Annotated in this window: 22 protein-coding genes; 17 read left to right on the top strand and 5 right to left on the bottom strand. The window is 33.3% G+C overall.

The features are described from left to right. Positions 1-64: 64 nt before the first annotated feature. Genes L3049_RS17360 through L3049_RS17350 form a run of 3 tightly spaced genes read right to left on the bottom strand, consistent with a single transcriptional unit; the run spans position 65 to position 2897 of the window. Entirely contained in the window at positions 65-523 is a 459-nt protein-coding gene (locus L3049_RS17360) for a ferritin family protein (RefSeq protein ID WP_275111091.1), read from the bottom strand. A gap of 11 nt (positions 524-534) precedes the next feature. After that, positions 535-2037, bottom strand: a complete 1503-nt coding sequence (gene gltA, locus L3049_RS17355) for an NADPH-dependent glutamate synthase (protein ID WP_275111090.1) — start codon at positions 2035-2037, stop codon at positions 535-537. 41 nt (positions 2038-2078) lie between these two features. Continuing rightward, complete coding sequence (locus tag L3049_RS17350) at positions 2079-2897, bottom strand: sulfide/dihydroorotate dehydrogenase-like FAD/NAD-binding protein (protein ID WP_275111089.1); 819 nt, start codon at positions 2895-2897, stop codon at positions 2079-2081. A gap of 292 nt (positions 2898-3189) precedes the next feature. Between L3049_RS17350 and L3049_RS17345 the strand changes: the two genes are divergently transcribed. Genes L3049_RS17345 through L3049_RS17340 form a run of 3 tightly spaced genes read left to right on the top strand, consistent with a single transcriptional unit; the run spans position 3190 to position 4140 of the window. Next, positions 3190-3525 (top strand): TraR/DksA family transcriptional regulator, encoded by a 336-nt coding sequence (locus tag L3049_RS17345; protein WP_275111088.1) that lies wholly within the window; start codon positions 3190-3192, stop codon positions 3523-3525. 41 nt (positions 3526-3566) lie between these two features. Continuing rightward, a complete protein-coding gene (locus L3049_RS21685) occupies positions 3567-3764 on the top strand; it encodes a PLDc N-terminal domain-containing protein (RefSeq protein ID WP_367166316.1) in 198 nt (65 codons plus the stop codon). A gap of 40 nt (positions 3765-3804) precedes the next feature. Beyond that, positions 3805-4140 (top strand): translation initiation factor, encoded by a 336-nt coding sequence (locus tag L3049_RS17340; protein ID WP_275111087.1) that lies wholly within the window; start codon positions 3805-3807, stop codon positions 4138-4140. A gap of 88 nt (positions 4141-4228) precedes the next feature. On the opposite strand, the gene L3049_RS17335 is transcribed toward L3049_RS17340, so the two are convergent. Beyond that, positions 4229-5176 carry a phosphoribosylaminoimidazolesuccinocarboxamide synthase gene (locus L3049_RS17335; RefSeq protein WP_275111086.1) on the bottom strand — a complete coding sequence of 316 codons (948 nt, stop codon included), beginning with the start codon at positions 5174-5176 and terminating at the stop codon, positions 4229-4231. Positions 5177-5388: 212 nt separating this feature from the next. Continuing rightward, a complete protein-coding gene (locus tag L3049_RS17330) occupies positions 5389-6369 on the bottom strand; it encodes a PhoH family protein (RefSeq protein WP_275111085.1) in 981 nt (326 codons plus the stop codon). A 137-nt stretch (positions 6370-6506) separates the two neighbouring features. Here L3049_RS17330 and L3049_RS17325 point away from each other — a divergent pair, with 137 nt between their 5' ends. From L3049_RS17325 to L3049_RS17260, 14 genes are all read left to right on the top strand, one after another. After that, a complete protein-coding gene (locus L3049_RS17325) occupies positions 6507-7295 on the top strand; it encodes an SAM hydrolase/SAM-dependent halogenase family protein (protein WP_275111084.1) in 789 nt (262 codons plus the stop codon). Next, positions 7285-7566, top strand: coding sequence for a putative quinol monooxygenase (locus L3049_RS17320; RefSeq protein ID WP_275111083.1), 282 nt, complete (start codon positions 7285-7287; stop codon positions 7564-7566). The genes L3049_RS17325 and L3049_RS17320 overlap by 11 nt, the downstream gene beginning before the upstream one ends. Positions 7567-7921: 355 nt before the next feature. After that, positions 7922-9868 carry a response regulator gene (locus L3049_RS17315; protein WP_275111082.1) on the top strand — a complete coding sequence of 649 codons (1947 nt, stop codon included), beginning with the start codon at positions 7922-7924 and terminating at the stop codon, positions 9866-9868. A 220-nt stretch (positions 9869-10088) separates the two neighbouring features. Beyond that, positions 10089-11228 carry a DEAD/DEAH box helicase gene (locus L3049_RS17310; RefSeq protein WP_275111081.1) on the top strand — a complete coding sequence of 380 codons (1140 nt, stop codon included), beginning with the start codon at positions 10089-10091 and terminating at the stop codon, positions 11226-11228. A gap of 5 nt (positions 11229-11233) precedes the next feature. After that, positions 11234-11461, top strand: coding sequence for a VF530 family protein (locus tag L3049_RS17305; RefSeq protein ID WP_275111080.1), 228 nt, complete (start codon positions 11234-11236; stop codon positions 11459-11461). Between the two features lie 29 nt (positions 11462-11490). After that, a complete protein-coding gene (locus tag L3049_RS17300; RefSeq protein WP_275111079.1) occupies positions 11491-12123 on the top strand; it encodes a class I SAM-dependent methyltransferase in 633 nt (210 codons plus the stop codon). A gap of 220 nt (positions 12124-12343) precedes the next feature. Further along, positions 12344-12835, top strand: coding sequence for a hypothetical protein (locus tag L3049_RS17295; RefSeq protein ID WP_275111078.1), 492 nt, complete (start codon positions 12344-12346; stop codon positions 12833-12835). 11 nt (positions 12836-12846) lie between these two features. Then, positions 12847-13407: a DUF6144 family protein gene (locus L3049_RS17290; protein ID WP_275111077.1), complete on the top strand. Its 561-nt coding sequence runs from the start codon at positions 12847-12849 to the stop codon at positions 13405-13407. A gap of 411 nt (positions 13408-13818) precedes the next feature. After that, on the top strand, positions 13819-14226 hold the full coding sequence (locus L3049_RS17285) for a hypothetical protein (RefSeq protein ID WP_275111076.1): 408 nt from the start codon (positions 13819-13821) through the stop codon (positions 14224-14226). Between the two features lie 26 nt (positions 14227-14252). Further along, positions 14253-14429, top strand: a complete 177-nt coding sequence (locus L3049_RS17280) for a hypothetical protein (RefSeq protein WP_275111075.1) — start codon at positions 14253-14255, stop codon at positions 14427-14429. 743 nt (positions 14430-15172) lie between these two features. Beyond that, positions 15173-15730, top strand: a complete 558-nt coding sequence (locus L3049_RS17275) for a hypothetical protein (RefSeq protein WP_275111074.1) — start codon at positions 15173-15175, stop codon at positions 15728-15730. Positions 15731-15839: 109 nt separating this feature from the next. After that, the gene (locus L3049_RS17270) at positions 15840-16592 is read left to right on the top strand and encodes a class I SAM-dependent methyltransferase (RefSeq protein ID WP_275111073.1); all 753 of its coding nucleotides are present in this window, start codon (positions 15840-15842) and stop codon (positions 16590-16592) included. A gap of 220 nt (positions 16593-16812) precedes the next feature. Then, positions 16813-17760: a TRM11 family SAM-dependent methyltransferase gene (locus L3049_RS17265; RefSeq protein WP_275111072.1), complete on the top strand. Its 948-nt coding sequence runs from the start codon at positions 16813-16815 to the stop codon at positions 17758-17760. Between the two features lie 6 nt (positions 17761-17766). Continuing rightward, positions 17767-18189 carry a hypothetical protein gene (locus tag L3049_RS17260; RefSeq protein WP_275111071.1) on the top strand — a complete coding sequence of 141 codons (423 nt, stop codon included), beginning with the start codon at positions 17767-17769 and terminating at the stop codon, positions 18187-18189. The last annotated feature ends 1 nt before the right edge of the window (position 18190 follow it).

Genomic DNA, 18190 nt, shown 5'->3' with positions numbered 1-18190 from the left:
TTCAAACACAAAAAAAAGAGCCTTGTGAATACAAGGCTCTTTCCAAAAATATATTTATTCTTTTTTAATTCTCTGTTAAGATATTTTCGTCGTATTCTACTTCGAATCTTAACTTATGCTTAGCCTCTTCTTGAGCTAAGTTTAAGAATAACTTCTTCGCAACTTCATCGGTAGTGGCAGCAGCCAAATCGCTATATAACCTGAAAGCAGATTTTTCTTTTTTCATAGCAATGGTTAATGCCTCCTGATAAGTCATATTAGTTTTATCCTCATCAACTTCAACTAAGTAGTCTGCAATTTTCATGTCAGCAACTTTTGCATCAGAAAAATCCTGCCCTTTACCATTCTTGATAGCTTCAAGCTTAGCACGGTGTCCTAATTCTTCAATTGCGTATTGCTCAAACGTTTCTTTAATTTGCTTGTGCTTCATTTTAGCTGCAAGTGCAGTATAAAATTCAGCCGCCATAGCTTCTTCGTTAATGGCAAAATCAAGGATGTCATTTATTGATTTGAACTCTTTCATAGCTATTAATTTTAAAGTTCTACTTTTTTAGACAAATACTTCTCTTGCAAATAGATATCCATATTCTTAGCAGCTTTTCTACCATCACCCATTGCAAGAATTACAGTTGCACCACCACGAACAATATCACCTCCAGCAAACATTTCCGGAATAGATGACTGCATCTTATCTTTTACAACCTCAATAGTTCCCCACTTAGAGACATCAAGACCTTCAACCGAATTAGGGATTAATGGGTTTGGTGATACACCTACAGCCACTACCACAACTTCACAGTCTAGAATATACTCAGATCCTTCAACTGGAACTGGTCTTCTTCGTCCTGATGAGTCCGGCTCACCTAATTCCATCTTCTGAACCTTCATTTGAGCTACACGACCATTTTCGTCAGCAATATACTCAATTGGATTCGTCAATGTCAAAAATTCAACACCTTCTTGCTTAGCATGGTGAACCTCTTCAACACGTGCTGGCATTTCTTCTTCCGAACGACGGTAAACGATCATTGCACGCTCAGCACCTAAACGTTTAGCAGTACGAACTGAGTCCATAGCCGTGTTACCACCACCAACAACTACAACATTCTTACCTCTTAATACAGGAGTATCAGATTCTTCGCTATCAGCACCCATTAAGTTTACACGAGTTAAATACTCGTTAGATGATAAGATACCATTTGCATTCTCACCAGGAATATTCATGAAACGTGGTAAACCAGCTCCTGATCCTACGTAAAATGCTTTGTATCCGTCAGCTTTCAAATCATCAAGACTAGCCGTTTGACCTACAATATAGTTCGTGATAAACTTCACTCCCATACGGCGTAAACTTTCAATTTCTACATCAACTACTGCGTTTGGTAAACGGAATTCAGGGATACCATATTTCAACACACCACCAATTTCGTGAAGTGCCTCGAATACTGTAACGTCATAGCCTAATTTAGCCATATCGCCAGCAAATGATAATCCTGAAGGACCTGAACCAATTACAGCAACCTTAATACCATTTGAAGCAACCATTTCCGGAGTAGCTACGTGCCCTGATTCTCTTTCGAAATCGGCAGCAAAACGCTCAAGGTAACCAATTGCAACAGCAGGTTGGTTTAATTTCTCAACATAGAAACACTTTTGCTCACACTGCAATTCCTGTGGACAAACACGACCACAAACAGCTGGCAAAGCAGATGTTTCTTTCAATACTGAGGCAGCTTCAAGAGTTTCACCACACTCAATATGCTTAATAAACTTAGGAATGTTAATGCTTACAGGGCATCCTTCCATACAAGTTGGGTTAACACAGTCCATGCAACGTGTTGCTTCTAAAATAGCTTGCTCTTTTGTTAAGCCAGAATTCACTTCAAGTCTTTGCGACTTAATTCTTTCTTCTGGAGCCATTTCTGACATTTCAACTCTCTCAATCGACATACGATCTTTAGCTTTTGTTTTTTTCTGAAGGGCTACTCTCCAGTCTTGTTTTCTTTCGTTCTTAATATATTCTTCAGACCTTTCCATTGTCCTGGTATTTTTGTGTTGCTATTCTTAGATTGAATTCTCTATTTCTGAAATTGATCATACTTATCAACTTCTTCCTGCTTATAACCACCAAGTCTTGACATCATCTCTTCAAAATCAATTTGATGTGCATCGAATTCAGGACCATCAACACAAGTAAATTTGGTTTTACCTCCAACAGTAACACGACAAGCACCGCACATTCCTGTACCGTCTACCATGATACTATTCAAACTAGCAACAGTAGGTATTTCATACTTCTTAGTTAATAAAGAACAGAATTTCATCATGATTGCAGGACCAATAGTCACACACTCATCAATCTTCTCTCTTTTAATAACCTCTTCCATTCCTTCAGTTATTAAACCTTTTTTACCATAGGAACCATCGTCTGTCATTACAATCAACTCGTCTGAATGCTTGCGCATTTCATCTTCAAGAATGATTAAATCCTTATTACGAGCAGCCAAAATGGTAATTACCTTGTTTCCCGCTTTTTTATAAGCTTCAACAATTGGTAATAAAGGTGCATTTCCTACACCACCACCACAACAAAGTATAGTACCTAAATTGTGAATTTCAGTTGGCTTACCAAGTGGTCCTACTAAGTCGGTAATATATTCACCAACTTCAAGATCACATACTTTTGTAGAAGAAACACCCATTTTTTGTACTACCAGGTCGATTGTTCCTTTTTCTACATTAGCTCCTGCAATGGTCAAAGGAATACGTTCTCCTTTTTCACCAACACGTAAAATAACAAAGTTTCCCGGCTTGCGAGATTTTGCGATCAAAGGCGCTTCAACAACGATTTTTACGATTTTCTCTGAAAAATGTTCTTTTTCAACTATCTTGTTCATTTCTCTTTTAAATAAATGAATGAAAAAAATGCTAAATAACGACTTGATAATTTATTGAAACAACCTAACACGCAATCGTTTCCAAAATACTCAAGCAGCAATTAATTATTATTCAAAAGTATAAAGAAGTGAGTTATCAGCCTAGTCGTTTGCGTATAAATTAAGGGTGTAAATTACTTTAGGATGAATCTAAATAGCCTCTAACTTTACTTATAATTGACTCTTAGCAGTACTAATTTTGTTTCTATCCTAATTCTTCTAATTTTGATGATAAAAATAATTAATGCAAACAATGCAAAAACTTAATAAGACAGAAATAGAAACCCAAATAATCGATCGAATTTCTAAATTGGAAAAAGAAATCGAAATGCTAAAAGATCTTACGCAACCTATTTCACCAGATTGTGCCATTGGCAGAGTTAGCAGAATGGATGCAATCAATAACAAAAGTGTAAATGAAGCTGCCTTAAGAAAAAAAGAAAGTCAATACATTGCTTTAAAAGATGCTTTGAAAAATATAGATTCAGATGATTTTGGCAAATGCATTAAATGTGGCCAAACAATTCCTTTAGGAAGAATAATGATTATGCCTGAAAGTAAGAAATGTGTAAATTGCGCAAATCGATAACACAAGTTTAATTACAAAAGAATTTAGAATTAAAAACAACTATGATACTTTCAATAATATTTGATATTTGGCTACTAACAAAAATAGTAGCCATTATACTGCCCGCAATTGCGATTATAGATATCCTTAAACGAAAACTTTTAGGTCTTGACAAGTTAATTTGGATACTACTAGTAGCCTTTATCCCCTTCATTGGCTCCATTATCTATTTTTACGATCGTATAAAATACAGAAAATAGGTATCTTTGCAATACTTAGTTGAATTACAAGAAGAATAAAATGGCTAAAAAGAAAAAAAATATCGTTTACTCAACGAACCCAGATTACAATTACGAATTTGATGAAGATGTAGTTGAGGATACACTACCTAATAATCAACAAACCTTAAGAGTTCTGCTAGATAAAAAACAGCGAAAAGGTAAAGTTGTGACATTAATTGAAGGATTTAAAGGCAGTTCTGATGACCTAAAAGAACTTGGCAAAACCCTAAAGAGTAAATGTGGAGGCGGTGGATCTGCTAAGGATGGAGAGATTCTGATTCAAGGCGATCATCGTGATAAAATCATGGATCTACTAAAAGCGGATGGCTATAAAGTTAAACGTGTTGGTGGATGATATTTTAAATCCATATAATTTGAACAAAATAAAAACCGAAATCTATTCAAGATTTCGGTTTTCTTTTGCCTTATAAATAAGGTTTATCTTATAATGTCTCTAAGCAAGATGCAATGTTCTTTTCGATTCTTGCATTTACACTTGTAGCTTCTGCTCTAACAAATTTTTCGCCAATAATTTGTTCGTACAATTCAATGTAACGTTCTGAGATTTGATTTACTCTCGCCTCATCCATCACAGGAATTGCTTGTCCATCTTTTCCCTGGAAACCATTTTCCATCAACCACTCACGAACGAATTCCTTAGATAATTGTTTTTGTTGCTCATTTCTATCAATTCTTTCCTGATAACCTTCAGAATAGAAATAACGAGATGAATCAGGTGTATGAATTTCGTCAATTAGATAAATCTGACCATCTTTTTTACCGAATTCATATTTTGTATCTACTAAAATTAGTCCTTTTTCAGCAGCAATTTCAGTTCCTCTTTCAAAAAGTGCTAAGGTGTATGCTTCAAGTTTTTCGTAATCTTCTTTGCTTACGATACCCTGAGCAAGAATCTCTTCTCTTGAAATATCTTCGTCATGACCTTCTAATGCTTTTGTAGTAGGCGTAATGATTGGTTTTTCGAATTTTTGATTCTCAACCATCCCGTCAGGCATAGGCATACCACAAAGCGTACGTTTTCCCGATTTATATTCTCTCCAGGCATGTCCGGTTAAATAACCACGAATCACCATTTCAACCATGAAAGGTTCAGCAAGGTGACCAACAGTAACCATTGGATCTGGAGTAGATATTTTCCAGTTTGGTACGATATCAGCAGTAGCATCCAAAAACTTGGCTGCAATCTGATTCAAAACTTGCCCTTTGAAGGGAATACCCTTAGGAAGAACCACGTCGAATGCTGAAATTCTATCAGATACGACCATAGCAAGGTATTCATCGTTAATATTGTATACGTCACGAACCTTTCCTACGTATAAATTCTTTTGATTTGGAAAGTTAAAATCTGTTTTAACAATAGCTTCACTCATCGTTCGAAAAAATTCAAATAATTTATAAAAATGGTTTACTTTTAAAGCTTTTATCAAATAACTGATTTTCAATACTTCTTATTACTCCAATAAGCATTTACTACAATCAGATATTTAATTTAGTGCGAAGATATATAAAAGTAAAAAAGTAGAAAAGCACTTAGAAGTATTTATATCAAGCTTTAGTATCTTTTTATAATACTATTTACCCTTTACTGATCTTTCTTACTTTCTCTCTTTTTTGCCTCGTTTTCTTCATCTATTTCGTAAGCACCTACAATTTTTTTCACAAGTGGGTGACGAACAATGTCAGAAGTGTCGAATTCTACCATTGCAATTCCCTTAATATCCTTTAGAATACGAAAAGCTTGAACTAAACCTGATTGTTGTTTTCGGGGTAGATCGATTTGTGTGATATCACCTGTAATCATAAACTTTCCACTTGTTCCCATACGAGTTAGAAACATTTTAAGTTGCTTGTTGGTTGTGTTTTGAGCTTCATCTAATATGACAAAGGCATCATTGAGTGTTCTACCACGCATATATGCAAGAGGAGCAATCTGAATGATTTCGGCCTCAAGATAACCTGCCAACTTTCTTGGAGGTATCATATCTAAAAGTGCATCGTAAAGAGGTTGTAGATAGGGATCAATCTTTTCTTTCAGATCGCCGGGAAGGAAACCCAAATTCTCACCAGCTTCAACAGCGGGACGTGTAAGGATAATTTTCTTTACTTCGTTGTTTCTAAGAGCTTTTACTGCTAAGGCAACGGCTGTATAGGTTTTGCCTGATCCTGCCGGGCCGACAGCAAATACCATATCATTCTTTTCCGTTTTCTCAACCAATTTTCTTTGATTAAGAGTTCTGGAACGAATTATTTTACCATTATTCCCGAATAAGATAACACTTTGCGGATCATCAGGATCTTGAATTCCTGGCGTATTTTCAAGTATAATACGCTTGATATTGGATAGCGTTAAAACATTGTATTGATTGTAATGTTGAATAAGTAGATTTACTTTCGCCTCAAATAATTCCAGCGTTTTTTCTTCCCCATTGGCGAAAATCTCATTTCCTCTACCAACAATATTTAATTTTGGAAACATTTCCTTCAAAACATTCAATTTCGAATTATTTATTCCATAAAACTCAAGTGGGTCAATTACTCCTAAAGATATTACTCTTTCAATCATAAATTCCGTTCAATATTCATTACTTTTGAGCCTACAAATTAATTATTAATTCTGATTTGTTAAGCAGTATAAAAGAGAAATGTGAATAAAATCATTTTTATTACTGATTCACCTTTCTTCATTAAGAATATCCTAATATGGCAACAATAAGTTTAACAAGCGATTGGCACCATCGCGACTATTATTTGGGTGCTGTAAAAGGACGATTACTAAGCTTATGCCCAGGTGTCCAACTAGTTGATTTAAGTCATAATGTTGATAATTATAACATTTCCCAAACCGCCTTTATATTAAAAAATTCCTTTCATCATTTTCCAAAAGGAACAATTCATATTATTGGTTTAAATTCTGAGAAAACAGATGAACATCAGCACATTGCCATAAAATATAAGGAACACTATTTTATTGGTGCAGATAACGGTTTGTTCTGTTTAGCACTAAAAGGGAAGCCAGATGAAATTGTAATGATTGAAAATATCAAAAGTGAAGAAGAATACCTCACTTTTCCAGAGCTGAACATCTTTACAAAAGCTGCAGCTCACATTGTAAAACACAATTCCATAAGCGATTTAGGACCTTCTTTAGCCGAATTAAATCGTTTAATTCCAATACGTGCTTTAATACAAAAAGGCACTGTTACAGGGCAAATAATCTATATCGACTCTTACGGAAACGCAACAACTAATATTTCCAAAGAATTATTCGAATCTGCACGTCAGAAAAGGGATTTTGAAATTTTAATTCAAAGCAATCATTATCGAATAAGCACAATTAATAAAAATTACCACGAAACTGCAGAAGGTGATTTCCTTGCTCTCTTTAATTCTTCTGGATTGTTAGAAATTGCGATCAATAAAGGGCATTTGGCTGAATTATTACAACTCGATATTAACTCCGACATAAGAATAAAATTCCATGATCGTTAGATTCGTAAAACTAGAAATAGCTGCAAATCACATTAAAGATTTTAAGCAATTAACTACAGAAGAAAAAAGTGACATCCTTGCCTTCGATGGTTGTTCTCATCTAGAGATCCTGCAAGATATTAGCAATCCTACTGTATTCTTTACTGTTAGTCATTGGACATCGGAAAATGCATTAAACAAGTACCGAGAATCTGATTTTTTTCAAGGAAACTGGCAAAGAGTAAAGCTATGGTTTTCTGAGAAGCCCCAAGCATGGAGCTTAACGAAATAAGATCACAGAAAAACCTTTTCCTTCCTCCAAACCATAATCATTTTTTTTATGGACAACAATGATACAAAATTTGATTTTCAGATTTTTTCTCAAATAAAAGCGCTCAAACCTAACACAACACTAATACTCTGTATTACAGACAGTAAAAAACAACAAAATTCTTCTCCCTTCTATTTCTTTAAATATTCATCGGTAATCTACAAAGTTATTTGCTCTTTCATAAGAACTTATATTTAATTGTCACGTATAGAAAATATTGGTAACTTAACATTACTCAATCAACATATCGGATTTTTATTTCTGAACTTCTTTCTTGTTTAGATTAATAAAATTCAACCTAGTAGCAGTGTAATATATGGGAAAAGAAATAAGATACATCACCAATTTTTTCATTTTAATTGTCATTAGCATAACCATTCTAATAGGCAGTTCGTTAGCTCTGAACATAAATCAAGAGCATGAAACCGCTCGCGAATTAGCTAAAGTTGAAGCACTTGGAAGCTACAATAAAGATTTAGTATTTCGTAGGTGGGCTTCTAAACATGGTGGTGTTTATGTACCTATTACTGATTCAATAAAACCAAATCCTCATTTAAATTTCTTAGGAGAACAAAATGTAACAACAACTGATGGCAAAAAATTAACTCTGATAAATCCTGCTTACATGACAAGATTGGTTTTTCAGTTAGGTGCAGAACAATATGGTCAAAAAGGCCACATAACCAGTCTAAACCCTATTCGACCAGAAAACAAAGCGGATGAGTGGGAAACAAAAGCACTTAAACGATTTGAAAAAGGAGAAACAGAATATAGCAGTATCGAAAAAATAGATGACAAAGATTATATGAGATTAATGCAACCAATGTTTGTAGAACAAAGTTGCTTAAAATGTCATTCTGATCAAGGGTACAAACTAGGCGATATTCGAGGAGGTATTAGTGTTTCAATACCTGTCAGTAATTATGAAAATATTGTACAAGCCAAAATTAAGAGTTTGACTCATACTCATTTACTATCCTATCTTGTGATTATATTCTTTAGCACATTAGGCTATAGAAGAATAATAATCGAAATGAAAAAAAGAAATAAAGCACAAAAAATTATTTTACACAACGAAACCATTCTTTTAAAACAAAATAACGATTTAAGGATAGCAAAAGAAAAAGCAATTGAGAGTGACCGATTAAAAACTGTTTTTCTTCAAAACATGAGTCACGAAATTCGTACTCCAATGAATGCAATTATGGGTTTTTCATCCCTATTACCTGCATATTTTGACGATAAAAAATGCCTTAAAGAATATTCTAACATTATCATGCAACGTTGTGATGATCTGCTTTGTATCATCAATGACATTCTAGACATTTCTAAAATTGAGTCGGAACAAGTAACTAAGCACATTGAAGAATGCAAGTTAGAAGATGTAATTAACTCCATTACTTATTTCTTTACCGAAGAAAAAAACCGACAAGAAAAGGATAACATTAGCTTAAACATTACAAATCAAGACAGTGATAATTTCACCTTTCATGCTGACTATGGTAAATTAAACCAAATACTAAATAATTTAATTAGCAATGCTATTAAATTTACTGATGAAGGTTTCATTACTATTGGATTTAAAATAAATGAAAAAGAACATTTAGAATTTTACGTTTCCGATACAGGTATTGGAATTCATAAAAAAGACCAAGAACTTATTTTTGAAAGATTTGCGCAGGTAGAGCAAGGGGCAAATCGAATATATGGAGGAACTGGACTTGGCTTATCAATTGTCACAGGACTTACAGATTCGCTATCTGGAAGCATACACCTAAAATCGGAGCCAAATAAAGGGAGTACATTTACGGTTTGTTTGCCACAACTTTCTGCAAGCACTAAAAGCCCATCACAGAATAATACGAAGTCCAAAGTAAATTTCGATTTTACGAATAAAAACATCCTTATTGTTGAAGATGACATGCCAAATGCTAAATACTTACAGGAAGTTTTTAACAACACAAGCGCCAATATTCTTGTAGCACATAATGGTTCTGATGCAATCGAAATTGCAAAACAAACCAATCTCGATATTATACTAATGGATATCCGACTTCCTGACCTTAGTGGCTATGAAGTGACTCAACAAATAAGAAAAGAAAACAAAGAAGTTAGCATTATTGCTCAAACGGCCTATGCATCAGGCAATGATCGCCAGCAAGCTTACGATTCTGGCTGTAATGAATACCTTAGCAAACCTGTTAAATCAAAGAAGCTATTAGCTGTCGTGAATAAATACCTTACAGAAACTGTTATTTCTTAAGCCAAAAAGTGTAAACACAAAGGCTAACGAAGTAAACCACAAAGAACACAAAGGGAATAATTACACAATCCATTAAAAATAATCACCACAGAGATACTGTGTAAAAAACCTAAGCGCAAAGGGAAAACAAAAGGATATCGCGAAGTAGGTAGTTGATCTTTATTTCCCCTATCTTTACAGCGGAAAATTAGTTTAAAACCATCATCAGAACAATAATATCATGTCCTTTACCTCTTTGGGTTTACCTCAATCATTACAAAAAGCATTAGAAGATCAAAAATATACTGAAGCATATCCGATTCAAAAAGAAGCTATACCAGCTATTCTTAAGAAGAAAGATGTATTAGGGATTGCCCAAACAGGATCAGGAAAAACGGCTAGTTACGTTCTGCCAATTCTATCAAATTTACAGGGTGCTAGCATTTCGAAAAATCGCCATATCAAAACATTGGTATTGGTACCTACACGAGAATTAGCGGCACAGGTTTTGGAAGTATTTGAACAATTTTCAACTGCACTTGCCGATCCTATTAAATGTTTAGCCGTTCATGGTGGTGTGTCAATCAATCCACAAATGAAAGCCATGAATAAGGTTGATGTTTTGGTTGCAACTCCAGGGCGATTATTAGAATTGGAAGACTCGAATGCCGTTCATCTATCAGAAATTGAAACTTTAGTACTAGATGAAGCTGACAAGATGCTTAACTTGGGTTTTGCAGATGAAATGAATCGTATTTTTTCACTTTTACCAAAGAAACGTCAAAATTTATTGTTCTCGGCAACGCTAAGTAAAAATGTAGAAGATGTAAATCAGGTTCTGCTAAAAGATCCTTTGGTAATTAAAATAGAAGCTGAAATAGATACATTTGATTTGATAGATCAGATAGCCTATTCTATTGCTGAAGAAAAGAAAGGTCCTCTTCTACGTCATATTATTAAGAAAAATGACTTGCAACAAGTACTTGTTTTTACTTCTACGGCGCACAGAGCCGATGCCGTTGCCTATAAATTAAGCAAGAATGGAATTCAGGCAACCAGTACCCATAGCAAGAAAAGTCAGGGAGCCCGAACAGAAAATCTACGAAAGTTTAAAACAGGTAAACTTCGTGTTTTAGTTGCCACTGATTTATTAACAAGAGGAATCGACATTGAATTTTTGCCTTACGTTGTGAACTACGATTTGCCGCGTTCACCAAAAGATTACATTCACAGAATTGGTAGAACTGGTCGTGCCGAATCGCCAGGAGAAGCCATTTCCTTTATTACTGCTAATGATGAGCATCATTTTAGAGTAATTCAGAAAAAAATGGGCAAAAGAGTTAATCTTGTAGACACAAAAAATATTGATATCAAAGGATAGGCAGAATGGAAAACAGAGAACAAAACAACAATCCACTACATGGCGTTAAGTTGGTAGATATATTGGAATTTTTAGTGGGTTATTACGGATGGGAAGAATTGGGAAACATGATCAATATCAACTGTTTCACGAGCGATCCTTCCATTAAGTCGAGCCTTAAGTTTTTACGAAGAACACCATGGGCGCGAGATAAAGTAGAAAACCTATACCTAAAATGCGTTAAAAAACATTAAAGCCATTTACAAACCAATTCCCCGAATATATGTCGCAAGATTGTCCGCTTTGTAATAATAAATCAAGCATCTTTCATGAAGAAAAAAACCGTATTTATTATCAATGCGGCACATGTTTCGGGATATTTGTAAATACCAAATCTTTACCTACAATAGAAGTTGAGCAATCTCATTACGAAAAGCACAACAACGACGTTGAAGACAAAGGATATCAAAATTTCGTTTCTCCAATTACAAAGTCTATTCTTCAGGATTACACAAAGGAGAACGTAGGATTGGATTTTGGCGCAGGTACAGGTCCTGTAATATCAAAGGTTCTAAATGATCATGATTTTTGCATCAAACAGTACGATCCTTACTTTCACATTTATCCTGAATTATTAAAAGATCAGTACGACTACATTGCCTCATGCGAAGTAATTGAACATTTTTATTATCCGCACAAAGAATTTAACCTACTAAAGAGTTTACTCAAACCCAGTGGGAAACTTTATTGCATGACACACATTTACGACGAGAGTATTCCTTTTACAAATTGGTATTACAAAAACGATCCCACACACGTATTTATCTATCACAAGAATACATTTGCGTGGATTAAAAAAGAATTTGGCTTTTCTGAAATCGTTATTAACGATCGGTTAATTGTGTTTTCTGTTTAAACCGACTTCTATTTGTACTTTACCGCCATAAGAGAAATAATAGTTTAACTACGAATGCAAACAAAGGATAGCACGAAGTAACACAAAGTGAATAATTGCACAATCCATTAAAAATAATCACCACAGAGAGCAGCGAGTAACATAGAGAAAAAATTAACTTAACGGATGTGAAATTAAGGCAGAATGCTTACCTTTTCAACTTAACAAAACACAAGTTAAGATGATTCTAAAATATACCACAGGAAAACTACCGCCAAACTTCTTTATGCTTGGTATCATTCTAGTATTACTTGGTGCTATTGGCCTATACAATGGTGAACTTCTTAGCTTAATCACCCTTCCTATTGCAGTCCCTTTTCTATTTATTAGAACAGGAATTCTTATTAATTGCGATGAAAAACAAATCAAAAAATACACGGGTCTCTTTGCTCTAAAATTAGGTAATTGGAAAAGTATTGCAAATGTTCAACATTTGCAGGTTATTCGCGTGCAGCAAACTACAGGAATGGCTGTTCTTTCCATTGCGCGCAACGAGAACAATGTAGTGTATAAAATACGAGCTGTTATGCCCAATGAAAGCATCGAATTGATTTCAGGAGAAGGTGTATTTATTGGCGAAGTAGCCAATCAAATTTCTAAACAATTACAAATAGAAGTCAAAAACTCAATACCAACAGAAAATAGGCAAATTGAAAAAAATAAAAACAAATAGCCGATAAGTTTATGAAATATCAAGAGACAGGAAGATTTGGACGGCTTACCAAAAATCTTCGAAAGCAAGGTTTTGAAGCAGAAATGGAAAAAATACTGCACGACTCAAAAGATTTTCAAAAGCTGAACAAAAAGCAGCAAACAAAATACATTGAAACAGTAATGGACAGAATGGTAGATGCAATTGGACAAAGCAAAACCAATAATGTTTTGTTTGCTTGTGGAGAACAGTGTTGTGGAAAATCGTGGTCTACTTTTGTGAAGAAAATTTGGACCAATTCCGAATCACTTGAAAACTTCTTTGAAAACTTAAATGAAGAGGAAGAAAAATACAATACCTCTATTTCCTATGACCATTTGAAACATTCAATAAAAGTAAATAGAACGAAGTGTATCTGCGGTCTCATAAATAAAGGAGAGCATTTTGTAGACAATAATAGCTATTGCAATTGTAGCACCGGTCATATGTCTAAATTCTTCAATTCTGTTTTCTCTGTTAAAAAAATCAGCCTGATTAAAACAATTTATAATGGAGCCGATAAATGTGAATGGAATATCGTATTAAACGAATAATAACTTGAACCTCCCGTTTAGGAATAAATATATAGTAAGTATCGTTTAATTGTTAACCACGCACTTAAGGTGATTTTTTTCATAGCCTAATTTACAATCCATCCTAAAAAAATACTACTCTCCTTCTCCATTTTTTCATAATAGAACTATCAAAAAACTATTATTAAGTTTATCTTTAAAAATCATAATTTGAAACGAGAGAATTCTTCTGTCTTATTCAACTCTTTTAAAAGCTTTTTAGATTGAAACAATTGGTATTAAGCAAAAGATCTCTTGCAAAAACAAAAAGCTTATTAGAGCTAGTTTTGATGGGTAAGAAACACAACAACAACAACAACAACTTACACAAAACAATACATAAGTGATATAAGACGCTATGCGTCTTATCCACTTGTTAGCGGTAATTATTCTATGACACAGAAAGAATGTGACAAAGGGCAAAAAAGAAAATTGGACGAATCAATAATGATTTATCTAGGTCTTTTCTTTGTGATTATCCTGATGAGTATTTTAGTGTTTAAGACCATAACCGTCTACAATAACTCCGAACTCGTAAATCTTGATACTGAATTAAATGGACTAGTAGAAAAAAAATCAGAATACAAAGGACAAATTTTCATCCTACTTTCCGGCAAAGATAAATATTGGAGTATTGATCATAGCCGTAATCATGCTTATGCTCCTTCCTTTCTTGGGGCATTTATAAAGAAAGGAGACACAATTCTAAAAAACTCAAATTCTGACACTATAATAGTTTCTAGAAATAATACTGAATATCTATTTCTAATCGGTGACAAACTTTTCAATAGTGAAGAATAAAAACCGCTAACAAAAGCTAAATTATCATGGGCGTTGATGAGCAGTTTGATAGTTTAGTGCAATTAATAAACACCAGCAAGCCTTGTAAATATGCCGGGATAGAAGAATTAGGCAATGGAGTTTGGAAAGTCTTTTATCGTAATGTATTTTTAGGCTACATAAACAATAAACTGTTAAAATATAGAGAAAAAAGTATTCGGTAAACAGACAACATAGTGTCAACTCTGTGACTTGTACAACTGTAAACTATCTCCCTGTACATGCAGCTTACAAAAGAAGTATAAAAATGAAGCAAATTAATATATTTGACATGAATAAAATAGTCTATAAAAAATGGTCCTTTAGGTTACTATTATATCTGATAATCATAAATATGACGTCATTTTATATGATTGCTAATTATGCCGATGGATTTGATAATGCGGAGAAGCTCACTCAAAACTTAAAAATAATCTCAATCTTAGGAAATTTATTTTTACTAATAGGTACTATTCTTTCTATATTAAGCATTGCAAAAAAAGAAGAGAAAAACTATCAATATTATATCTCTATTATTGGATATCCATTTTTTATACTATTGACATTAATATCATTATTCTAATTCAATAAAACATTTAAGAAGAACGTGAATATAAAGGAAGATTTAAAAATAGATTTCTCTTTATAACATCGAACTCATTAGATACAGTACAATGAATAATCGCCAGCTTGTAACAAAAGTTAAATTTCATAGGCGGTGATGCTCAACTTGAAAGCTTAGTTCAATTAATAAACACCAGCAAGCCAATTCAATTAGTCTTGCTCAAAATATGAATAAGTAAATTTATTCGGCTTGCTTACTTGCGCATGACTCAATTCGTTTCGTGATTTCACGTTGGTCGGTAGATAAGACAACTGTTTTAATCGCCGACGAAACTTAAAACTACTGTTACCAATAATTGTAAGGATGAAACAACTGTATCGAATATCAATTATAGCAATTCTTTCATTAGCTCCTATCCTTTTATATGGCCAAGGAAATAATAAGTATGAAAACGAGGAGATAAAAGTGATTAATCAATTTCTTTATAAATTAATTGATGCAGAAAGATTGAGCAAGTATAACGAGACAGACAAACCTCTTACGCTTTACTTTCATACTGGTTTAGATTGCGACCTCAATAAATCACATAAAAAAGAATACAAACGGAATATACTTCTGAAACAATTAGATAACAGCAACCTAGGAAGAAGGTTTATTGATTCTACCAAAATTGAAAAGTTAAAAAACGTCGATATTATATTTGGTCGTAAAAACATGTATCCTAAAGAAAAATACAATTCTAAAAGAGTTATTGGCACTATAAGTTTTTCCAGAACTAGCTTTAATAAATCACTAACAACAGGATATTTTTATTACGACGTTTATTGTGGAGAAGATTGCGGTCACGGAGCCTTGATCAGGATTAAAAAAAATAACGGTGCATGGATAATTGATGATTACATTAGCATGTGGATTTCATAAAATTGAAAACACAAGCAAGATCATTGTAGACACTTCCCTTTTTTATAGGATTGCACATTGTTCTTTAGTGAAGTTCTGGTAAAATAATCAATAGATTTTGGAGAAAAATATGGAAAGTAATTATAAAGTTGGTGATTTAATTTATGATGCGAATATTTATGATGGAATGAATACCAACCTAGCTGATTTGGAATTTTACAAGCGGTGGCTGCCAAAAAATAAGGATGCCCGTATACTTGAACTTTGCTGTGGCACAGGTAGGCTTACTATTCCAATTGCAAAGGCTGGATATGATATCTGTGGTGTAGATTACACTTCTTCAATGCTTGAACAGGCAAAAGTAAAAGCTTCCGAAGAAGGAGTAAAGATAGAATTTATTGAAGCAGATATTAGAACTTTAGATTTGCCGGAAAAATACGACCTTATTTTTATTCCATTTAATTCAATCCATCATTTATACAAAAATGAAGATTTATTTAAGGCATTTAATGTTGTGAAAAATCATCTCAAAGAAGGAGGCTTATTTCTTTTAGATTGCTTTAACCCAAATATTCAATTTATCGTTGAAGGTGAAAAAGAACAAAAAGAAATAGCTGAATATACAAGCAAGGATGGAAGAGAAATATTGATAAAGCAGATAATGCGATATGAAAATAAAACTCAAATTAACCTCATAGAATGGCATTATTTTATAAATGGTGAGTTTAATTCTATTCAAAATTTGGATATGAGACTGTTTTTCCCTCAAGAATTAGATTCATACCTGGAATGGAATGGTTTTAATATTATCCATAAGTTTGGAGATTTTGAAGAAAAAGCATTTAATGATAATTCCGAAAAACAGATATTTGTTTGTCAATAAGTTGTCTATTTCAGTTCAGATATCGAAATTTTATTTGCAAGAAAATGATACAATAAGTCATTAATTAAATGAGTAGAATATTCTCGTATTGGATATGGAATAACTACTCGCAAAAATGTAAGCAGACTATAGAGAAAACTAATAGAAGTGGCTAAACTTTTGTTAGAAAAAAAGCAATCTGCTTTTAATAAAATTACCTTTGCATTTAAAATCAAAAAATATGCATCAGAACAAATATATATATACTTTTATTTATGACAATACTCAACGCGAGTTATGCAAGCTTGAATCGAGATGTATTTTTGATAAAGAAGAAAAGAATAAATTGCTTTTCTCTGATAAAAAAGTAGAACCTTCAAGTAGTGCTTTTATAAGAAAAAGACTTGAAATTAGTTTATTCTCTGAAGATTATTCTTCGCTAATAAAAGAAATTAAGAACAAAAATATACGCATTGATGGTTTCAAAGTTGAATATTTGATTTTGGATGGTGATACAACTAAATATGCTGAGCGACTTGAAAAGTTGAGAGAAATAGGTTACAGTATTGATGGAGATCCTGAATATTATAACCCAACAATAACTTATGCTTTATGCTATTACGAAGGTATTTGGTATTTTGGCATGTTGATTAAAAACGATATTGCCTGGCATAAACACAAGCAAAAACCCTGCTCATACAGTAACTCAATAAGTATGCATATTGCCAAAGCTCTTGTCAATATTGCAGCAAAGGCAAACAAAGAGACAAAACTACTAGATGCATGTTGTGGTGTTGGTACAATAATGTTAGAAGCCTGTTTTGCAGGAAATAATATTGAGGGCTGCGACATTAACGAGAAGATATGTAATCATGCACGAGAAAATCTTTCTCATTTCAACTATACGGCAAATGTCTATCATTCCGATATAAAAGACATTAGCAGAAGGTATGAGGCTGCCATTATCGACCTGCCCTATAATTTGTTCACCAGTGCAACTGATTCTGATATCTCACACATTATTGAGTCGGCTGCAGAAATCACAGATCGACTCATTATTGTGTCTACCTCCGATATCAAAGGTTTAATCCACAAGACAGGATTCAAAATATCAGATTATTGCAGCGTTAGTAAAAGAGGGAAAGTAAATTTTGCTAGAAAAATATGGGTTTGCGAAAAGAATAATTAAGTATCGATGAATTTTAAAAATATAAAATACGAGATTGATAAAGAAAGGAAAGAAAAACCTAAAATGAGAGTCTTATCCTATTGGGCGATTTTATCATTTTTTGGCGTAATAATTATAAAAACCATTATAAGACCAAAACACCTTCACCTGTCTGATACTTTCGATTTTCTGCAAGGCACATTGCCTAATCTTTTTGCTGGATCTGGCTTATTTGTAATCGCATTTGTTTATTTCAGAGCTTTATACAACAATGAAAATTCAATAATGAAAAGAATTTCATTTGCTTTTGCATTTTCGTTTTTTGGCTTGACACTTTGGGAACTTATTCAATATTTTATGGGCTTCCCAATAGACTATTTTGATATTTTAATGACAGGAATCGGAAATCTACTTTCCATTTTTCTCGTTTATTTGCTCCGAATTAAATAAC

Source organism: Labilibaculum sp. DW002 (genome assembly GCF_029029525.1).
GTDB classification, from domain to species: domain Bacteria; phylum Bacteroidota; class Bacteroidia; order Bacteroidales; family Marinifilaceae; genus Paralabilibaculum; species Paralabilibaculum antarcticum.
Note: the sequence above shows the minus strand (reverse complement) of the source record. Positions and strands in the feature narration are given on the sequence as shown.

Bases quoted from the DNA above. Each gene is read 5' to 3' on its own strand.
- L3049_RS17360 (WP_275111091.1), bottom strand. From the start codon at position 523: ATGAAAGAGTTCAAATCAATAAATGACATCCTTGATTTTGCCATTAAC.
- gltA (WP_275111090.1), bottom strand. From the start codon at position 2,037: ATGGAAAGGTCTGAAGAATATATTAAGAACGAAAGAAAACAAGACTGG.
- L3049_RS17350 (WP_275111089.1), bottom strand. From the start codon at position 2,897: ATGAACAAGATAGTTGAAAAAGAACATTTTTCAGAGAAAATCGTAAAA.
- L3049_RS17345 (WP_275111088.1), top strand. From the start codon at position 3,190: ATGCAAAAACTTAATAAGACAGAAATAGAAACCCAAATAATCGATCGA.
- L3049_RS21685 (WP_367166316.1), top strand. From the start codon at position 3,567: ATGATACTTTCAATAATATTTGATATTTGGCTACTAACAAAAATAGTA.
- L3049_RS17340 (WP_275111087.1), top strand. From the start codon at position 3,805: ATGGCTAAAAAGAAAAAAAATATCGTTTACTCAACGAACCCAGATTAC.
- L3049_RS17335 (WP_275111086.1), bottom strand. From the start codon at position 5,176: ATGAGTGAAGCTATTGTTAAAACAGATTTTAACTTTCCAAATCAAAAG.
- L3049_RS17330 (WP_275111085.1), bottom strand. From the start codon at position 6,369: ATGATTGAAAGAGTAATATCTTTAGGAGTAATTGACCCACTTGAGTTT.
- L3049_RS17325 (WP_275111084.1), top strand. From the start codon at position 6,507: ATGGCAACAATAAGTTTAACAAGCGATTGGCACCATCGCGACTATTAT.
- L3049_RS17320 (WP_275111083.1), top strand. From the start codon at position 7,285: ATGATCGTTAGATTCGTAAAACTAGAAATAGCTGCAAATCACATTAAA.
- L3049_RS17315 (WP_275111082.1), top strand. From the start codon at position 7,922: ATGGGAAAAGAAATAAGATACATCACCAATTTTTTCATTTTAATTGTC.
- L3049_RS17310 (WP_275111081.1), top strand. From the start codon at position 10,089: ATGTCCTTTACCTCTTTGGGTTTACCTCAATCATTACAAAAAGCATTA.
- L3049_RS17305 (WP_275111080.1), top strand. From the start codon at position 11,234: ATGGAAAACAGAGAACAAAACAACAATCCACTACATGGCGTTAAGTTG.
- L3049_RS17300 (WP_275111079.1), top strand. From the start codon at position 11,491: ATGTCGCAAGATTGTCCGCTTTGTAATAATAAATCAAGCATCTTTCAT.
- L3049_RS17295 (WP_275111078.1), top strand. From the start codon at position 12,344: ATGATTCTAAAATATACCACAGGAAAACTACCGCCAAACTTCTTTATG.
- L3049_RS17290 (WP_275111077.1), top strand. From the start codon at position 12,847: ATGAAATATCAAGAGACAGGAAGATTTGGACGGCTTACCAAAAATCTT.
- L3049_RS17285 (WP_275111076.1), top strand. From the start codon at position 13,819: ATGACACAGAAAGAATGTGACAAAGGGCAAAAAAGAAAATTGGACGAA.
- L3049_RS17280 (WP_275111075.1), top strand. From the start codon at position 14,253: ATGGGCGTTGATGAGCAGTTTGATAGTTTAGTGCAATTAATAAACACC.
- L3049_RS17275 (WP_275111074.1), top strand. From the start codon at position 15,173: ATGAAACAACTGTATCGAATATCAATTATAGCAATTCTTTCATTAGCT.
- L3049_RS17270 (WP_275111073.1), top strand. From the start codon at position 15,840: ATGGAAAGTAATTATAAAGTTGGTGATTTAATTTATGATGCGAATATT.
- L3049_RS17265 (WP_275111072.1), top strand. From the start codon at position 16,813: ATGCATCAGAACAAATATATATATACTTTTATTTATGACAATACTCAA.
- L3049_RS17260 (WP_275111071.1), top strand. From the start codon at position 17,767: ATGAATTTTAAAAATATAAAATACGAGATTGATAAAGAAAGGAAAGAA.